The sequence below is a fragment of the Vibrio sp. Y2-5 genome (genome assembly GCF_014596725.1).
Lineage (GTDB): Bacteria > Pseudomonadota > Gammaproteobacteria > Enterobacterales > Vibrionaceae > Vibrio.
Window position 1 is genome coordinate 37514 of sequence record NZ_JACVEG010000008.1, and the last position, 16598, is coordinate 54111.

Sequence of the window (16598 nt, forward strand, 5' to 3'; positions counted from 1 at the left end):
TTTAGATAAATGCCATGAATGTTTAATTGTGGCAAATTACCGTACTAAATAACAGCGTGAATGAGATTATGAATCCCCGAAAGCTACAGTTTATTCAAAATAAATTAACGTCGCTGGAAATGATGTCGAAACTGGTGTCAAAGGAAATTGAATCTGCTTCAAAAACGCTCGCTCAAGCTCTCTGTGGCGGTATGGGTATGGTCCTTGATGTCCAACAGTTCGATAAAGTAAAAGAGCATATAAGAGAGTTAGAACTGGATTTTATTGAGTCTCATGAAAAAACAATATCTGATCTAACAATTCAGCATAACCGTATTAAAACTGCCATTTCTAGAATAAAGAATGGTGAGTATCTCACTTGCGTAGATTGTCGTTCTGATATCCCTTCCAAAATACTTAACGTGGACAAAACATCTACTCGATGTGGTTGCTGTATTGAAAAAAATCACCATCTACAAGTTAAACTTGGGATTAACCAACTTACTGAAAGTAACCGTTCAATAGAGTTGCATCAGCTCTCATAGATAATGTAATATGAAATCGTATATTTGGAGTCCAGTACTTCACTTCTAAAGCCGAAAGGCCTAATAAACAAGGAGAAATAACCTATGCATATAGAAGTATGCCCAAAACAACTTTCTTTTCTGATTTCAAAAATCTCAATATTATCTAAAAGTAAGTTTGTCCTACTATCAGCCCAAAAAGGTACGATCCGTTTCTTTGGCGCAAATGACCAAGTTCAGGTTAAAACCCAAACATTAGAATGTAATGTTGTCCGTGAAGGCAATTTTGGATTCGATGTGTCAGTTTTAAAAGACCTTGTTTCAGGTTTGTCCGCATTTTCTTCCGTTACTCTTAAGAGTGATGAGAAAAAGAACGGCATGAGTGTCAATTGTCCGGAAACGAAAGCTAAGTACTTTATAAATGGTTGCAGTGAAACTGAAGTAATGGTTGAACTCGCAAATGCATTTGGTGCACCAAAAGCTCAAATTTTCATTGAACCTGAAATGCTAGCTTGGGCGTTAAGTGCGGTTACCAAAACGGCTGCGAAAAATGACGTTAGATACGAGCTAAACGGTATTTGTGTCGAATTCGTACCAAGTAAAGAAGGTAATTATCTACTATTTATAGGAACAGATGGTCACCGTTTGAATATGGTGGAAGTCCCAGTTCAAGGTATCGGGGTACCTTCGGAATTTATAATTCCTAACAACCCTCAAAACCAGTTTGTGGACAACATTGTTCGTATGGCAGCAGGACAACAATCAAAAGTGGAACTACTCTTCATGGAGAACAGCGTTACAACTGTCTTCGAAGGAGAACGTATTACCTCTTTGTATATTGATAGAAAATACCCCAACTGGCGAGCAATCGTAGATGGTGATTTAGGAAGTTATAAGGCAATCACTGTAAACAAAGGTACGTGTTCTAGTGTACTGAGACGTCTACAAGTTATGACAAGAAATGAACCTTCTCACACTGTTAAGGGCATTCTTAAAGGTAACTCGTTGACATTAAGTGCAATGTCAAAACTAAATGAATACTCAGGTTCGGAAACTATTGAAGTTAAGAACCCAGAGAATCATAAAATGACATTTGGATTTAACTCTACTTACCTAATGGACATGTTAAATTTATCAGTAGAGAATGAGACTACGTTATGGTTGTGCGATGAAGCTACACCAATACGTTACTCACGCGAAGGCATTATCGGAGTTGTAATGCTCTGTCGTCTTTAGAGACAAAAAGGGGCTCAATGAGCCCCTTTATTAGCGTCACAAAAGCTAAGTGCAGTGTACAGTGTACTTAGCTTTTTTGTCGTTGACAGGAAAACACCTCATGGAGGTTTGCTGAAAAGCTGTTAATCAATACATATATGCAATTTTGCACTGCCGAAAGGCTTTATTAAATCAAGGAGTATTTTCATGAACTATCCAACAAATAGCGCAAATCAATTTTTGTTTTCAGATATGTTTTATCCCAAACAAATTTCACATTTGAGCCCAACGGCAACCGCTATGGCCATAACAAGATTTAAGGCTGAAATGAACCCTTTCGTACCATCGATAAATCGAAAATACGTTTTTCGTTATTCCGATGGATTTAGAAAGTTAGTTCAATACTTAAGAAATGGTAAAGGCCAGCTACCGTGGATCTACGGTCCACAAGGTTGCGGTAAAACAAGTGGTGTTTCTCAACTTGCAGCTTGGTTTAGAGCTGAATTGCGACAAGTTTACGTTTCAGATACCACTGAAACACAAGACTTGTTGTGTGGCTATATTCCTTCTGAAGAAGGTGGCGCTAAATTGAAATATTACGCGTTAGCTAAAGCGATGGATGAAGGTCATTGGCTACTTATTAATGAGTTTGACCAATTACCGCCTTCGCAGCAGAAAGAACTAAACCAGATCATAGAGGAAAGAGTGGCTGAATTACCAAATGGAATTCGTATCAAAGCACACCCTAACTTCAGACTGATTGTATCTGCAAATACCAATGGTACAGGTGATGCCACAGGAAACTTTGGTAACACCGAGGCTAGTGATGTTTCTGTTCCTGACCGTTTCTTCTTTGTCCCAACAGACTATTTAGAAGAAGAGGAAGAAACAAAATTATTACGAGACACTGGTGTTCAAAAGTTGAGTGAGATTGTCGACACTTCTGCGATAAGCAAACAAGCTTGGAACAGCTTGAACCAGAGCGTTAATGCGATGGTCAGTGCAATAGTTTCATACGCAAATGTTATTCGTAAGAGTTACAAAGCAGCTCTTGCTGGGAACGATGGTGTGTCATATACATGTTCACAACGCGTCACTATTGAGTGGATTGAACAAGCAGTTGAGGACATGTTTTGGGAGAAGGATCCTAAGCTAGGTATTAGTAACGCGATGAAAAAAGCATTTCAACATGCCTTCCTATATGGATTAAATCCAGAAAACCAAATCTTAGCTTCAGATACATATGACGAAAAGATTGGTGACAGTTTAAGCGTATTAGCTTAACTAGAAACTGATTACGTAGGCTTTCAGCCTACGTAACTTACTACGCCGAAAGGCATTTTAAACAAGGAGAAATAAAAAATGAGTATTGATACAGATACTAACGAAACCAAAACTAATCAAAGTCTAAGTCATTTCATACCTGCTGGTTATGTTGGACTATATTTCAAGCCAGAGAGATCTACGTTTAAGCGTACGGTCGATTTTGCAAAGGAATTAGGCATTAAATCAACCATAGACAAGAAGGTTGTAAGTAGAGGTTCGAAGCTTTTAATCCGAGACGAAATCCCGCTATGGTTTAGAGGTCCTATTGAACAGGCAGAGCGCATTTTGGATCTACATACTGTGAAACTCAGTAAGTATATTCGACTATGCAGGCTTGATGTATTGGACCAAGTAACGGGTCAGGTCAATAAGTTGAAGACAGAGTTCTACATGAACAAGTTTACACTGGCCGCAACTTATGCCAAAGAAATTGAAGATTGGGCTACTGTGTGTGATAACAATCCAGACTTACCTGTAGGTTTTGGGGAGGTTGTTCGCACTCAGCATTATCCATGGAGTTACCTGGATGAACAGTTACAGTTTCATTTCTCTGTAGAGTACGATGTAGAAAGGCTGCTTTCACAGAGCCACATTGAACAGGTCGCTGCGGATGTTGAAAAACACTTGGAAGGAATTATGGAAACAGCTCAAAAGAATGGGCAGTATCCTAAAATTTCAGCCAAGAACGCAGCTAAATTACAAGAAATAAGAACAAGGCTGGAAACAGTCGTCATGCTTGATCCGAAAGTACAGTATGTTATTCAGTTGATTAATGAATGGCTTGATACACATACCGTACCTTATGACAAAGCAGCGGCTACGGGTTTAATACAATTACTTATGGTGTTGTCTAATCCTAAGCAACTCGAGAAAATCGCTACTTTAGCGTTTAACTCAGGTGAGCTGGAGGTATTTACCCTGCAAAATCTACAAGATGAACTTGCAGGATGTAATATTACCCTTTAAAAATTAGATAGACAGTTGCATTAGCAGCTGTCTACCTTTCATATAGTGAGCATAGCAATAACTCGATTATGACTATGCTTATTAGAGCGTAAAAGCCCATTTCCGGGTAATTGGAAACAGTCGAAAGACAATTTTTAAACAAGGAGAAACACATGAGATTGATTGACTCATTACCGATCAAGATAGGAATGTACTCAGAACAGTTTGGAGCGGAACTTAAACTAGAAGGTTCCACGGCTTGTCTGAAAGGAAAAACTATCTATATGCCTTATCCCATAGAGGGTCTGGAAAAGTTAACGCTAGGGTTTGCTTGTCAGATGTCTGCAATGGTAAGGGAAGCAAATACTAATAGTAATAGCGTTATCCAAGGTGAAGTGGGGATCCAACTACATAAAATGATTGAGCAAATCAGATGTGATATTGCTTTCATGCAAAGCTTCAGAGGTGTGAAACACTATTTTGAAGCAGTCGCAGCAGCTTATGTGGAATATTTGGATATCAAAGAACTCAACCTTGTGGATTACATTACTGTTTACCTCAATGGAAAGGTTATGGGCTATGAAGCCTTTCAACCTTTGCTAAATGAAATGGTAAACATCGTCAGAAATGACGATGAGAATTGGTTTGAGCAATTAAATCTGCTTTTAGATCAAGCTGGGACTATTCCGACATATGACGATGGGGTAAATCTTACTCTAAAAATCATTGAGTTTGTCAGTAATAGTATTGAACAGCCATCAAACCAACACGCCCCTTCAAGTCAAGCGAGTGAAAACAAAGCTGGCAAAGAAAGCGATCCAAACTCTGGTTCTGATTCTTCCGAAAACGTAGATGATGCACAGAGTAAGCCTAACTCTGAGAACAATTCTAGCGAGTCTAAAGATAACCAACAGGGCAAGTCTTCTTCTGATAGTGATTCTGACGATAACACGGATGACCTAGATGCAATGGCAAAGTCCTATGGCAAATCAAGCAACAATAAAGACAAACTAAATGGTAAGTCTGTTCCGAACGGTGATTCTAGCGACAGCGAAGATGAACAAGAAGGTAATGCTCTATCGGACGGTGATTCTATCGACAGCGAAGATGAACAAGAAGGTAACGCTCTATCAGACGGTGATTCTAGCGACAGCGAAGATGAAACAGTAACTGAAGGAGATCAGACTGATACGGAAGACTCTCAGAGTGGTAACACATCAACAAGTCCGTCTAAGAATAATGGACAGGCAGGAGTTGAGAGCCAAAAGAGTAGCTATCCGGATATTAAAGGACTCGGTGAGTCGTTTTTGAAAAACACAAAAGAGTTTGCTTCAAGCTCTGAAGTGGTGGCAGATTTATTATCTCAAGATGAAAATCAGGCACAGAGCGCTAATTACATGAGCAGCACAATTGCAAATGTACTAAGTGATAAAACGGTTGACCTTAAAAGCTCGTATACGGGACGCGGTTTACGCAAGCTGACATCAATGAAATCCGGGCTTATGAAAAATAAGCTAATGGCATTGGTAAATAGCATGCGAAAGTCCAAGAAACAGACTTTGAAAAGAGGTCGAAGAGTGGAAGGTCGAAAGATCATCCGGCTCTCACAAGGGCGATTTGATATTTTCACGAAGCGTAATCAAAGTGAATTTAAACCCAATAGTGCAGTGACAGTTATCATTGATTCTAGTGGTTCAATCGGTAGCTCTATGATTGACGTAAAAATGGCTGGTTATGCCGTTATCGATGCATTTAGCTCAATAAAGGGGGTTGTTACCTCTGCACACAATTTCGGACAGAACGGTTCATTTCGATTAAAAAGCTATAAACAAAGTGCTATGCAGTCTGCTGGTAACTTTGAAGCTTTAAGCGCAGGTGGTGGCACTCCAATGTTATTGGCATTAGGTGCAGCAGTTAGAGACTTTGCTACAGAGTGGAAACGTAAAAGGGTCTTGCTCGTACTTACGGATGGTACTCCATCGGATAAGGAACAGTGTGTACAGATGATTCGTGAACTGCAAAGGGAAGGAGTTCTCTGTATTGGTGTTGGGATGGGTACAAGTATCTCAACAACCTCACTAGTGAGCATGTTTGGATATGACAACGTTATTATGGTTCCTTCGTTTGACGATTTGGTACCAAAGATGATGAGTCTTTCTAGACAGATAATCTGCAATAATATTTAACTTAAGAATGCGGTACAAAGTACCGCTTTACTTCTGCCGCAAGGCGAAACATTAAACATGGAGACATTAACTATGATTATGAGTGAAGAAGAAAAAAGGCAAAAGAACCAACAGTTTTGGGAAGATTGCCGAGAGTATGGTTGGTTGAACATACTCAGTTCTCTTACGTCATTAACACGAGCAATTGATTCTTATCCAGCTGGTGGCGGTAAAACCTCAAAAGTCGGTGATTTTTGTCCAATTCATGGCGGTAAAAAAGGTGACAAGTTTGTTTTGTTACCATCCGCTTTGGAGGATGGCGCGGGCTATTGCCGGAAGTGTGGTGAAACACTCTCAGGTATGGACATTATTATGGAAGACAGAGGGATTACTCAATTTGCTGAGGCTGCCAAATTGGTTCGCGATCTGATTTACCCTGCTGGCTATCAGTATGGTAAGTCTAACAGCGCACCTTTGGAGAAACCAAAGCCTAAGATAACACCGGTAAGTAATGAATTAACCGAGCGTGAAAAGCAATGGGCTCAGAAACTACGAGCTCAAAACAATGACCTTTGGAATAGTGCGTATGGCATTAACCATCAAGTTTCAAAGCCATTGCAGAACTACTTCCTTTCGAGAGCAATATTGAATTGGGGAGAACTTGGCAACAATGTTCGATTCCATCCTGCAGTACAATTTGTCGAGAAAGTGATTAACCCAAATTTTTTATCAAGTGATGAAGCACAGAAAGAGCGTCTAGATAAATTAGAGTTCTTGAGAAATCATCGTTTTTATCGTTCTGAATGGACGAACAAAGATGGCGATATCTTCTGTGATATGGGTGACCATCCAGCTGCACTTTTCATAATGCGGGACAACCACACGTTGGCTGCAACCATGATTCAGAGAGTTTATTTATCTGAAGACGGGAAGAAAATGGAATTGGCTGGGCATCATGGAATACAGGTGAAAAAGAAAACACCTCGTATTCCGGGAGTAAGTGCGCGTGCGAGCTGTCATATTGATCCTCCATCAATGCCAATTATTGGTGTTGCAGAAGGGCCTGAAACAACTTTAGCGATACGTGGCGCATCAAGGCTGCCAATGAACTGTTGTATTGACGCGGCAGGTCTTCAAAATTGGGAACCTACTGATAACACAAAAGTAGTTCTTATTTTTGAAGACAAAGATGCGAAAGGCGGTGGTCAAAAAGCTGCGATGAAGCTACAAGAAAAGCTGAAAGCGCAGTTCATTGAAGCAATTATCGTTACTCCACCAATAGAACTTGGAGAAGGCGATAAGTCGGTAGACTGGCAAGACTGTATTCAACAATTAGGTCTAGCTGCTTTACCGAACTATGTTCACCAGTGGGATACTTATTTTCAATAAGTAAAAACACTATTTTTAGGCTCCGTTTCGACGGGCCTATCTTATATCTCTTTCATTAAGGGGTATAAGATAGGGAAGTATTACTAAATCCATGTATTACGAAAACCCTTGCCAAGTTAATAAATACATCTAAACTAACTGCTTAGTAATTATCGAAATGCAACATGAAATCTCGGTACTTACATGGGAAACCAATTAACAACCAAGGAGAAAGCATGCATAAGCTATTTACCTACACAGACGAATCCCAACTCAAAGTTACTCCAAATGAAATCCTAGTTAACGTTTTTGCAAAAGTAGCAATAGATGATGACCTGGCTACTGAAATGAGCTTAAACGTCGGTGCAGTCACTACTTCACCAATTATGATCGAAACACGATTCCCTCTGAAATTTGGTCAGGAAGAAAAATCAACTGTATTGGCATGTGCTGAAGCTGTAGCGCAGATTGCAGCTGTTGGTCCGGACTTCTTTAATATCTTTGGCATCAAGAAAGGCATTAACAATACCCGTTTAATGCTCGTTAGTTCACAACCAGTTCATATCGACTTCTTTAATCGAGAGGGTTCAGGTACGTCTGATGCTTATAATGCATATGGTTCTATCCATGGAACTTTTTTCTACGGAACTGTAGGCCGTGGGATGAAAGAAGGTGAGTGTGACTGGGCAAAACCTCTTTTAACTGGTGAACAAGCCCCTGCAGCAATTTACAATGCTTCGTTTAGAAATGTCTTTGAGCGTTTGTTGACGAAGAATAGCATTGGTGAATTTATGTTGACTCGTAAATCTATTGAGGACTTTCTATCCTTACCTCAGCGCTATAAAGAACACCAAGGCATCACCCGACCATTCCAAGCTACTCGAGCAGTGTTCGAACAGTTCTTCGAAGAGGCACAGGAAGGTACTGGCTTAGCACCTAAACAACCTTTTGATGCTGACGGAAACCGCATTCGCCACTTTCTATCTAAAAGACACCCAAGTTTTAAAAACAATTTCCGTGTGAAATTAAAAGTTCTCGAGGGGATGTTTTTTAACAAACCGGTTTATATCGTAACTAACATCGACATGTTTGTTACTTATGATGAGCTGATCGCTTACACCGAGCAAGGAATTACGCATGGTAAATACCAAGCTGAGGTCAGAGAGAAATACAAAGAACTTCAGCGACAATGCTTAGCCGGTGAACTCGGTTAATAGACATTTTAAAAAGACTGCCAATAGGCAGTTTTTTTTCGCCCCAACTCCTTTCAAGAATGAAATGAAAAAAATCAGTTCAGTCAAAGCTTCCTTCGGAAATTACCTCAAATCAAATCAGCAAAGGTTAATCGGAAATTCCGAGTTAAAACGTGTGACTTGTTGTAATATTTTTGCATTTAGGGTATAAAACTTTCACCTATAATCGGGGAGGAAATAACCTTGGGCGTTGAAACAATCACAAAAAAGTACAGCAAAACACTACTCGTTGTGCTCGACCAAATAAATTTTTCAATCTTTCATGCGCAAATTTCACATCCAAGGTTGTTATCTAAAAGCCTAAATCAAGACAAAATCTTCGGTTTTACCCATGACGAAACCGTAAAGATTGCAGCTGCATCTCAACGCGGTATCGATATTGCTGCTGCATTAGATAAATACGTTAGAGCTTTCGGAATACAATTCCTTGATTTAGATGAACAGAAGCAGAATTTTTTAACTGATATCAGTCTAAATCAGAGGGCTGCAGCATGAGTTATTTACAAAACCTTAGTAGAACGCCGCTTCAGCAAGCGGTTCTGGGGGACTTAGCTATATTGGGTAACCTTTGGTTGAGTTCAGCATCATATGACGACCTAGTTCAGTTAAAATTTTCTGAGAATGTAGCTAAGTTATTCGGTAACAATGAGCTGTACAACGATGCTTTAGTTGCAGCAATTGAAACAACTCACAAAACTTCATCGGAAATTAAAACAATACTTTCAGACAGCGCTACTAGAGATCGATTTTGTCGAATCCTAGAAGTAAAAAATCGAGAATTTGGTAATGTATTAAAAGCCGTTGCATTGCAATGCCCAGTAGATGTTTTATGCCAAATTGAACCTACATGGTCAGACAACAGAAGAAACGTGTCTCGTATACGAAAAATGTACAAGCATGAAATTGCAAAAATTTGCAGAATGATGTTGTTAAAAAAACAAGAGTTATATGAAAGTTTCACGATTGATGAAGAACAAATAGCTCAGTTCGCAGAAAAAGAAGTCAAGGGTCGAGTAAGAAAGCCATCCGTATCTGAAGTTATATTGATCGACAAAGCTATGGCTGAAGCTGAAGAACTAAATTTGACAGGACTCTTGAGATACAATTTTATTTCTGAAAAATCATGTACTTTCATTAATCAAATCTGCTTACGAGAAAAAGAACTAAAAGAGTTCGAGGAATATTAAAGATTAATAGCTCTTGGGATTAATCACATTCGATACCTTCTAGTCACAATGACCATTTCGGCCTAACTTAGTTAGGCTTTTTTTTGTTTATGGTTAAACAAAAATAACCTTAAAAAAATTCTTCTTCACCTGCACGAAAACAAAGTTAATTGCAGAGGTGATCAAATGTTTAAATCTTTAATTCTAGCTTTAGGTGTAGTTGTATCAGCTTGGGCTCACGCCGGAGTACCCGATTACTACCATAAGCTCGCTGACAAAACAGCAGTACCCACTGAAGTATTGTTTGCGTTAGCTATTACTGAAACAAATACACCTCTCGATAACGGTAAAAGCATGCCTTGGCCATACACGCTCAATCTCAATGGAATCCCTGAATATTTCTTAACTTTTGATCAAATGATCTCGCGTGCCAAACAACTATTGAGTAATCAAATTATTCATTTTGACTGCGGGTTGTTTCAAGTCAATTGGAAATGGAATGGTCGAGTTAGATCACCTTCGGTTACCGACGCTTGTAGCCCGTACCGAAACGGGGAAATTGCATCAGACATCATGAAAGAATGGTACGCAAAAACTGGGGATTGGGTCGAAGCGGCAGGGTACTACCATAATCCAGCAAACCATGATGGTGCAGCGGACATATACAAAAAAAAATTTGATAAAAACTTAAGGTTTGCGAAGAGGGCTTTGCATGAATATTAGTTCACCAATTCCAGTAATGGTGAGTAACGAAAGTTTTAAATTACTGTCTGGTCAAAAAGTGGTAATAGAATTTGACGGATACATTTGGGTCGGCGCTACCGATGGAAGTTACCTGTACGTTCTTAGCCTTGACCTTGAAGGCCAATTGGTACCACGAATATATAAAAATCTGGATGAAGCACGTGCCAAAGTAGACCTAGATATTGCTTTGGAAGATGTAGAGATGGTTGAAGGGAACCTTTTCGACACAACTTTAATCATTCCCAGTAACTCGCTATTGAGAGAAAAGCATGTGATTCACTAGTATATGTAAGTGATACACACAAATAGTCTTATAAAAACGACCGATAAAACTTACAAATACCTTCGCATTTAAACCAATAGATAATTAAGCGAATGTTAAATGATTACAAATAGGATCTTCATGAAACGAGTAACGTTTCCGTTATTAGTACTGATTACAAGTCTTTCAGGCTGCGCAGCTCAACAGCACGTTGTTAAGCCTGTTGAAATTCGCCAGTACCAGGTTGCAAAAGGTAATCAAATTCAACTTGTTGCTAGTGATTTAGCTGTAGAACTAGGTATTGATGGTATTGAATGGAACAACCAACTTAGACCTTGGGATTACAAGACACTCCGAACCAGAACGATAGACATCACTAAGAACAATGCCCAGCAAGCATATTTTGAGTTGTTTTCCGACACTGGTTTATTGCCTTATTACGATGTAACTAAAAATCGTGTCTTCATTGAACCCTTCAAAACACAAATTAAACAGACATATAACTTTGAACCTAGCTTCAACTCTGCTGCAGAAACCGCTAATGCTCTTGAACTAGCAGTACAAAAAGAGGCTTTGCAGAACGGTTCTATTAAAGAGTACCAGATCTATAAGGGTGAAAAGCTACAAGATACTTTGAACGGTTGGGCTAAAGAGGGTGGTTTCTCAAATGTAATCTGGTACATAAAAGATCAGAAGCAGATTGATGCATTAAAACAAACGAATAAAGCCAACATGACCGTAATTGAAAGGTCACCACTACTGGCGATTAAAGCTTTACTCAATAGTGTCAATAATTCAAATCGAATAGACCCTATCAATTTCCGTGTAGTCGAAGGTTCGCACCTATTGGTATTCCATGGACTAAACCAGAGCGAACCATTCAAAGTTGTACAAATTGAAGCAACAAATACGAAAAGTGCGTTTGACAAACTTGCTAAGGAATACAACGCCTCTCTTGAATACTCGGCACCTGTTTATATCGTTAAAGAATCGTTCAACACGGTTCTCACTAATCGAATTCAACTTTCGCTCAATGAGGTTATGGCGGGATATCCACTGAATATCAGCTATATCGAGTCAACCAACACAATTAAGGTAGAAAAACAATGATTCAATGGAATAAAACCAGTGTGGTGTTGGCCGCCGCTGCCATCGCTTTAGCCGGATGTTCAACCACACAAAGTCAAGTTGATGCAGATGTTTCAGCACCTGAGACCAATACCCCATTGAATCAACCAAAAGTGGATGATGTTGTAGAAGTGTCTAAAGTGAGCACTGAGTTGGCTCCTGCCCACGATACTACGCCCAAACTGAATACAACTTCTTTGGAACAAAATGCTAATACGAAACATCTCGAACATGTTTTCGAATCAACGGATACATCTCAAGTTACTACATACACTTTAATGAAAGGTGAGTCTTATAAAAACGCTATTTATCGATGGCTGTCAAAGGAAGGCTATACATCAATTGGTTTATTACTGAATGAAGACTATCTGTACCGCTTACAAGCCAAAGTAACTAAAAATCAGATATTTAATTCAAATTTTGATGACGCAATCTCAAACCTTATTCAGGCGTTAAATAACGTAGAGCTGACAGAATCTCAACAAGACAAACTTGAATTACACGACTTTTCTGAAGGCCCAGGTGAACATTTTCATTTAGCAAAAGTAGGGGATCACAAGGTCATTATTACTACTTCAGCTTTGCCTGTAACAATGTTTGAAGTAAAAAAAGGTGACGTGCTCACTAACTATCTGCGATTAGGTAACCACTACAATTGGAATGTCAGCCCAGACTTCTACTTAGCCGCTAACTATAAAGTTCCATTCGATTTCAACATTGTGACTGAAAGAGACAATGTGAAATTAGCACTCCAGCAATTCCTAGAACAATACCCGGCATTAACAGGGAGTGTATACGCAAGTAAACGTCAAATTTTCATTGAGAGCGCGGAGAAGTAATGAACAAGTTTATTAAAACAGCTTTAGCTGCCGTTTTAGTGCCGGTTGTACTTAGTGGCTGTACTGCTTTCCAATTTAAAAAATACGAAAAAAGTAACAAGCGAGTACAGGATTATATTTCAGCCCAGCAGCAGAGTTTCGAGTATAAGAAGGTCAAAGAACTCGACGTTCCGCCAATTAAACCTACAAAGATAGAAGAAGATAATACTATTGGTTGGCTAAGCAAACCTGTAAGCCAGAAGTCCAATGGTGTGCCACTTTCTATTGTCTTGAAACAAATCATGAAAGGTTCTGGCGCTTCAATTGATTATGACTACGATGTTGACCCAAATCAGTCAATTAATATCAATTTCGAAGGTTCAATCGAAGAAACCTTAAAAATGGTTAGTCTACAAGCGAATGTTTTTATTCGTAAAACGCCAACAAAGATCATTGTACAACGATACATTGTTAGAACCTTCACTATTCCTGCAATAGCCGGTAAAAGCTCATTTCAGCTAGGTAGTAACGGTTCCGGTGGTTCTACATCGAACGAAGCTGCTCAAGAAGGTCAAGTCGTAGCTACCGGTTCTGGTGACGGTCAATTTGCTAAATTTGTACTTCAGGATAACAACAAGACAACGGATCTCGTTGAAGGTGTTAAAGCTATCTTGAAGACCACAGGATCACGAAATTCATTAAGTGGATCAGTACAAGCACTTAATGGCTTGTCTACGCTTGTAGTTCGCACAACACCGGAGCTTATGAGTCAAGTTGAAGAGTTTGTTAATCACGCTATTTCCGAAATGACAAAAGAGGTTGTTCTAGACATAGAAGTTATTGAATGGCAGAAAAATGAAGGTTCTGAGTTTGGTTTAGATGGCTTGATCCAAAGAGCCGTTGGTGCAGGCACAATTTCTTTGGGTGCATCCTCCACACAAATTACTGATTCTGGTGTTGCTGGATTAGGCTGGAAGGGAACGGATACTTACAACGGTACCGATGCCTTAGTCCGATTCCTACGTCAATATGGACTTGTATCTATTACTACACATCAAACAGTAAAAGCTTTGAACCAACAACCACAAGAAGTGGACTTGTCGGATGTACGTTCGTATGTCTCAAAAACAACTGTGACATACAGCACTAGTGATTCGGACCCGGCTGTAGAAATTGAAAACTCAACAGTTCGTGATGGTGTAAAGATGCTCGTTGTCCCGAGTATCTATCAAGATCATGTCTACTTACGCTTAAATGGTACTTTAGTGAAATTCGTGAAATTTGATACCCAGGAAATCTCTGGCGTAACCGTCTCGAACCCACGCACAAGACAATCACGATTCAATGTGGGCGGTAAGTTTGAATACAATCGTCCAGTTCTCCTAACAAGTATGAAGCAAATAGTTGAGCAGTCCCAAGACAACCGTACTGCGGAAGTTGTCGTTTCAAACAGTGGTGAAAAGAAAATCGTAGATACATTAGTGCTCGTTACTCCGCATTTGAAAATGGAGATGTCTAAATAATGACTCCTTTAAGTGGTTACGCAATACAAAGTGTCAGGATCAAGGATGGCAATGACACCGCGACGCAGATATCTAGGACAAAAAGGGCGCTGCGTAATTCCCATAAGGCTGAGTACGATGTGTTCATCAAACGAGATGGACACTTAATCCGCTATTCCGCTTCTCAACCAGTAGATTGTTATATTGAAAGCATCATTGGTGGGTTGCGAAATACAGAACGTGCTGAGGTTGCTGACGGGTCATTCTTTTATTTGACAATCGTTGGTGGTCAATATGTTTGTACTGACATAGAAGGTTGGATTCCGAAGGAAGAAGTAGTGCTAACTAAAGATGATTTAGTTCAGTACATACAACGTGGTTATGTAATCTTCACTTCAAGCAATGAACTTAAGCAGGTTCAAGTTGATGAGGAACAACTACTAGCCTCAATCAAAAAATTACAACTGGTTTGTGATGATTATGAAACCAACCAAGAACAGCTCGGTGAACTGGAAGCCATCGAAAAGCAAGAATATGAGGTTTCCAAGAAGAGATTAGTAGATGAAAAGCAAAAGGTCATATCTACAAAATTAAAAACCGATGTGACCTTGAGTAATTTACAACCTGTTCATATCAGTGGTACGGAGCTTACCCGAAAACAAATTGTAGGTATTTTTATCGTAGTTGGCCTAATTGTACTTATCGGTTCAGCATATTTTTATTTTAAACAAAGTAACCATAATGCGACTTTTGAACTCCCCTTGAAAAAGGTTTCAGAAACAGTTGATACATATGAAAGCTTCCGACAAACCCAGAGTGGTAGAACAACACTAGGAAAAGTTCTTCACTACTTAGAGCCAACATATTTGACTGTTAGAAATAATCGAATGCCTGATAACTGGGTAAACAAAGAAATTTTTTTCACAGATGGTTCTCTTACAGGAACGATCATTACCGAAGGTAATCGAATCGGAAAAATTGGTGACTTAGTCATGGCATTTAATAAAAGTCCCAACAAACAATTTATTCGCATCGATGGTCAAGACGTTTCAATAAATGTACCAGTTGCGAGTGATGGGGAAGGACTAACTAATCAAAAATTTAATTTCACAAAGCTGAGAGATAATTCGTTGGATCTATTGGCTTTATTAGGGGCAAGGGAAATTCGATCAAACAAGAAAGTTAATAAGGGTAATTACACTACTCAAGAGATAACCGCTTCTTTTACTCAAGTCCCAGTCACATATATTGGCCGATTAGCTCGACTTATGGGTAATCAACCAATTTATGTTGAAACTTTGAAATTAACTCAAACTGCAGTTATCGGGAAGGTTTCCATTGATTTCACTGCAACCGTAATTGGATTTAATGATACAAACGCGAATGAGGCTAGTCATGCAGCAACAAAGTAATAAAAAGAAACTCGTAATAGTAGGATTTCTAGTCGCTGTAGCGCTCTACTTATCTTTCGACACGTATTTTGGTGGGACTAGTCATAAGAGCACTACTAAAAAAACCTCGTCAGATACCGTGCCGGAAAACAGTGTTATTACTCAGAAGATCGTTAAAGAAACTACGATTGTTAAAGAGCCAGAAATTGCAAATCGAGATCCTATTCCCATGATGACAAAGGATGATATTCAATTCATCAGGGATATGAGACAGGAAGAGACCCTAGAGCATAACTTAAAAGTTCAACAGTTAAATTCTGATATTGCCAAGGCAGCTCTAGAACAGGCGACAGCGAACAGTAAAGTTGATCCTGAAGGTAAATTGGTTAACGAAATTACAGGTGGAGGTGTCCCTTATGCTGCTAAGTCTTCAACCTCTAATTTAAATATTGGTGTCTCGGAAACAACTGTATCCGATGAAAATGACCAAAACCAAGCACCCGACCTCGATTTTCTTGTACAGCAAGCGTTTGAGGGGCTAACCGTTGCCTCTTTAAGCACAAATAATGAGGGTACGGATGTATGGCTTAAATACCAAGGAGACCTATTCCATGTATTCAAAGGATTTAAGTTCAACGGGTTTGAAGTTTTGACAGTAACTCCAAATACAATTGAAATTGAGCAAGTAATTAGTGGGTTTAAGAAAACCTTCCAAATGACGTCTATTTCCTACCCCAAAAACGGTTCAGATCCGTCCGTAGAATACCAACGAGATTCTGATACCACTGACGAATTACCTCAAAGAGGATAGA

General features: G+C 39.3%; 16 protein-coding genes. All 16 read left to right on the plus strand.

What is annotated here, in order from left to right; all coding sequences use genetic code 11:
• Window positions 1–68 precede the first annotated feature (68 nt).
• Window positions 69–524 carry a hypothetical protein gene (locus tag HUO09_RS16950; RefSeq protein WP_188234697.1) on the plus strand — a complete coding sequence of 152 codons (456 nt, stop codon included), beginning with the start codon at window positions 69–71 and terminating at the stop codon, window positions 522–524.
• Between the two features lie 84 nt (window positions 525–608).
• Complete coding sequence (locus HUO09_RS16955; protein WP_188234698.1) at window positions 609–1739, plus strand: DNA polymerase III subunit beta; 1131 nt, start codon at window positions 609–611, stop codon at window positions 1737–1739.
• Between the two features lie 186 nt (window positions 1740–1925).
• Window positions 1926–3002 (plus strand): AAA family ATPase, encoded by a 1077-nt coding sequence (locus tag HUO09_RS16960; protein WP_188234699.1) that lies wholly within the window; start codon window positions 1926–1928, stop codon window positions 3000–3002.
• A 78-nt stretch (window positions 3003–3080) separates the two neighbouring features.
• Complete coding sequence (locus HUO09_RS16965) at window positions 3081–4010, plus strand: DUF3150 domain-containing protein (protein WP_188234700.1); 930 nt, start codon at window positions 3081–3083, stop codon at window positions 4008–4010.
• 152 nt (window positions 4011–4162) lie between these two features.
• Window positions 4163–6175 carry a vWA domain-containing protein gene (locus HUO09_RS16970; protein WP_188234701.1) on the plus strand — a complete coding sequence of 671 codons (2013 nt, stop codon included), beginning with the start codon at window positions 4163–4165 and terminating at the stop codon, window positions 6173–6175.
• A 72-nt stretch (window positions 6176–6247) separates the two neighbouring features.
• A complete protein-coding gene (locus tag HUO09_RS16975) occupies window positions 6248–7543 on the plus strand; it encodes a toprim domain-containing protein (protein ID WP_188234702.1) in 1296 nt (431 codons plus the stop codon).
• A gap of 215 nt (window positions 7544–7758) precedes the next feature.
• Window positions 7759–8736 (plus strand): hypothetical protein, encoded by a 978-nt coding sequence (locus HUO09_RS16980; protein ID WP_188234703.1) that lies wholly within the window; start codon window positions 7759–7761, stop codon window positions 8734–8736.
• Between the two features lie 222 nt (window positions 8737–8958).
• Window positions 8959–9270: a hypothetical protein gene (locus HUO09_RS16985; protein ID WP_188234704.1), complete on the plus strand. Its 312-nt coding sequence runs from the start codon at window positions 8959–8961 to the stop codon at window positions 9268–9270.
• The gene (locus tag HUO09_RS16990) at window positions 9267–9962 is read left to right on the plus strand and encodes a hypothetical protein (protein WP_188234705.1); all 696 of its coding nucleotides are present in this window, start codon (window positions 9267–9269) and stop codon (window positions 9960–9962) included. The genes HUO09_RS16985 and HUO09_RS16990 overlap by 4 nt, the downstream gene beginning before the upstream one ends.
• Before the next feature lie 165 nt (window positions 9963–10127).
• Window positions 10128–10664, plus strand: a complete 537-nt coding sequence (locus HUO09_RS16995; protein WP_188234706.1) for a transglycosylase SLT domain-containing protein — start codon at window positions 10128–10130, stop codon at window positions 10662–10664.
• Window positions 10654–10968 (plus strand): hypothetical protein, encoded by a 315-nt coding sequence (locus HUO09_RS17000; protein WP_188234707.1) that lies wholly within the window; start codon window positions 10654–10656, stop codon window positions 10966–10968. Before HUO09_RS16995 ends, HUO09_RS17000 begins: the two co-directional genes overlap by 11 nt.
• A gap of 120 nt (window positions 10969–11088) precedes the next feature.
• Complete coding sequence (locus HUO09_RS17005; protein ID WP_188234708.1) at window positions 11089–12057, plus strand: hypothetical protein; 969 nt, start codon at window positions 11089–11091, stop codon at window positions 12055–12057.
• The gene (locus HUO09_RS17010) at window positions 12054–12914 is read left to right on the plus strand and encodes a hypothetical protein (protein WP_188234709.1); all 861 of its coding nucleotides are present in this window, start codon (window positions 12054–12056) and stop codon (window positions 12912–12914) included. Before HUO09_RS17005 ends, HUO09_RS17010 begins: the two co-directional genes overlap by 4 nt.
• Entirely contained in the window at window positions 12914–14416 is a 1503-nt protein-coding gene (locus HUO09_RS17015) for a hypothetical protein (protein WP_188234710.1), read from the plus strand. The genes HUO09_RS17010 and HUO09_RS17015 overlap by 1 nt, the downstream gene beginning before the upstream one ends.
• Complete coding sequence (locus tag HUO09_RS17020) at window positions 14416–15807, plus strand: hypothetical protein (protein WP_188234711.1); 1392 nt, start codon at window positions 14416–14418, stop codon at window positions 15805–15807. Before HUO09_RS17015 ends, HUO09_RS17020 begins: the two co-directional genes overlap by 1 nt.
• Window positions 15791–16597, plus strand: a complete 807-nt coding sequence (locus HUO09_RS17025; protein ID WP_188234712.1) for a hypothetical protein — start codon at window positions 15791–15793, stop codon at window positions 16595–16597. The genes HUO09_RS17020 and HUO09_RS17025 overlap by 17 nt, the downstream gene beginning before the upstream one ends.
• Window position 16598: the final 1 nt, after the last annotated feature.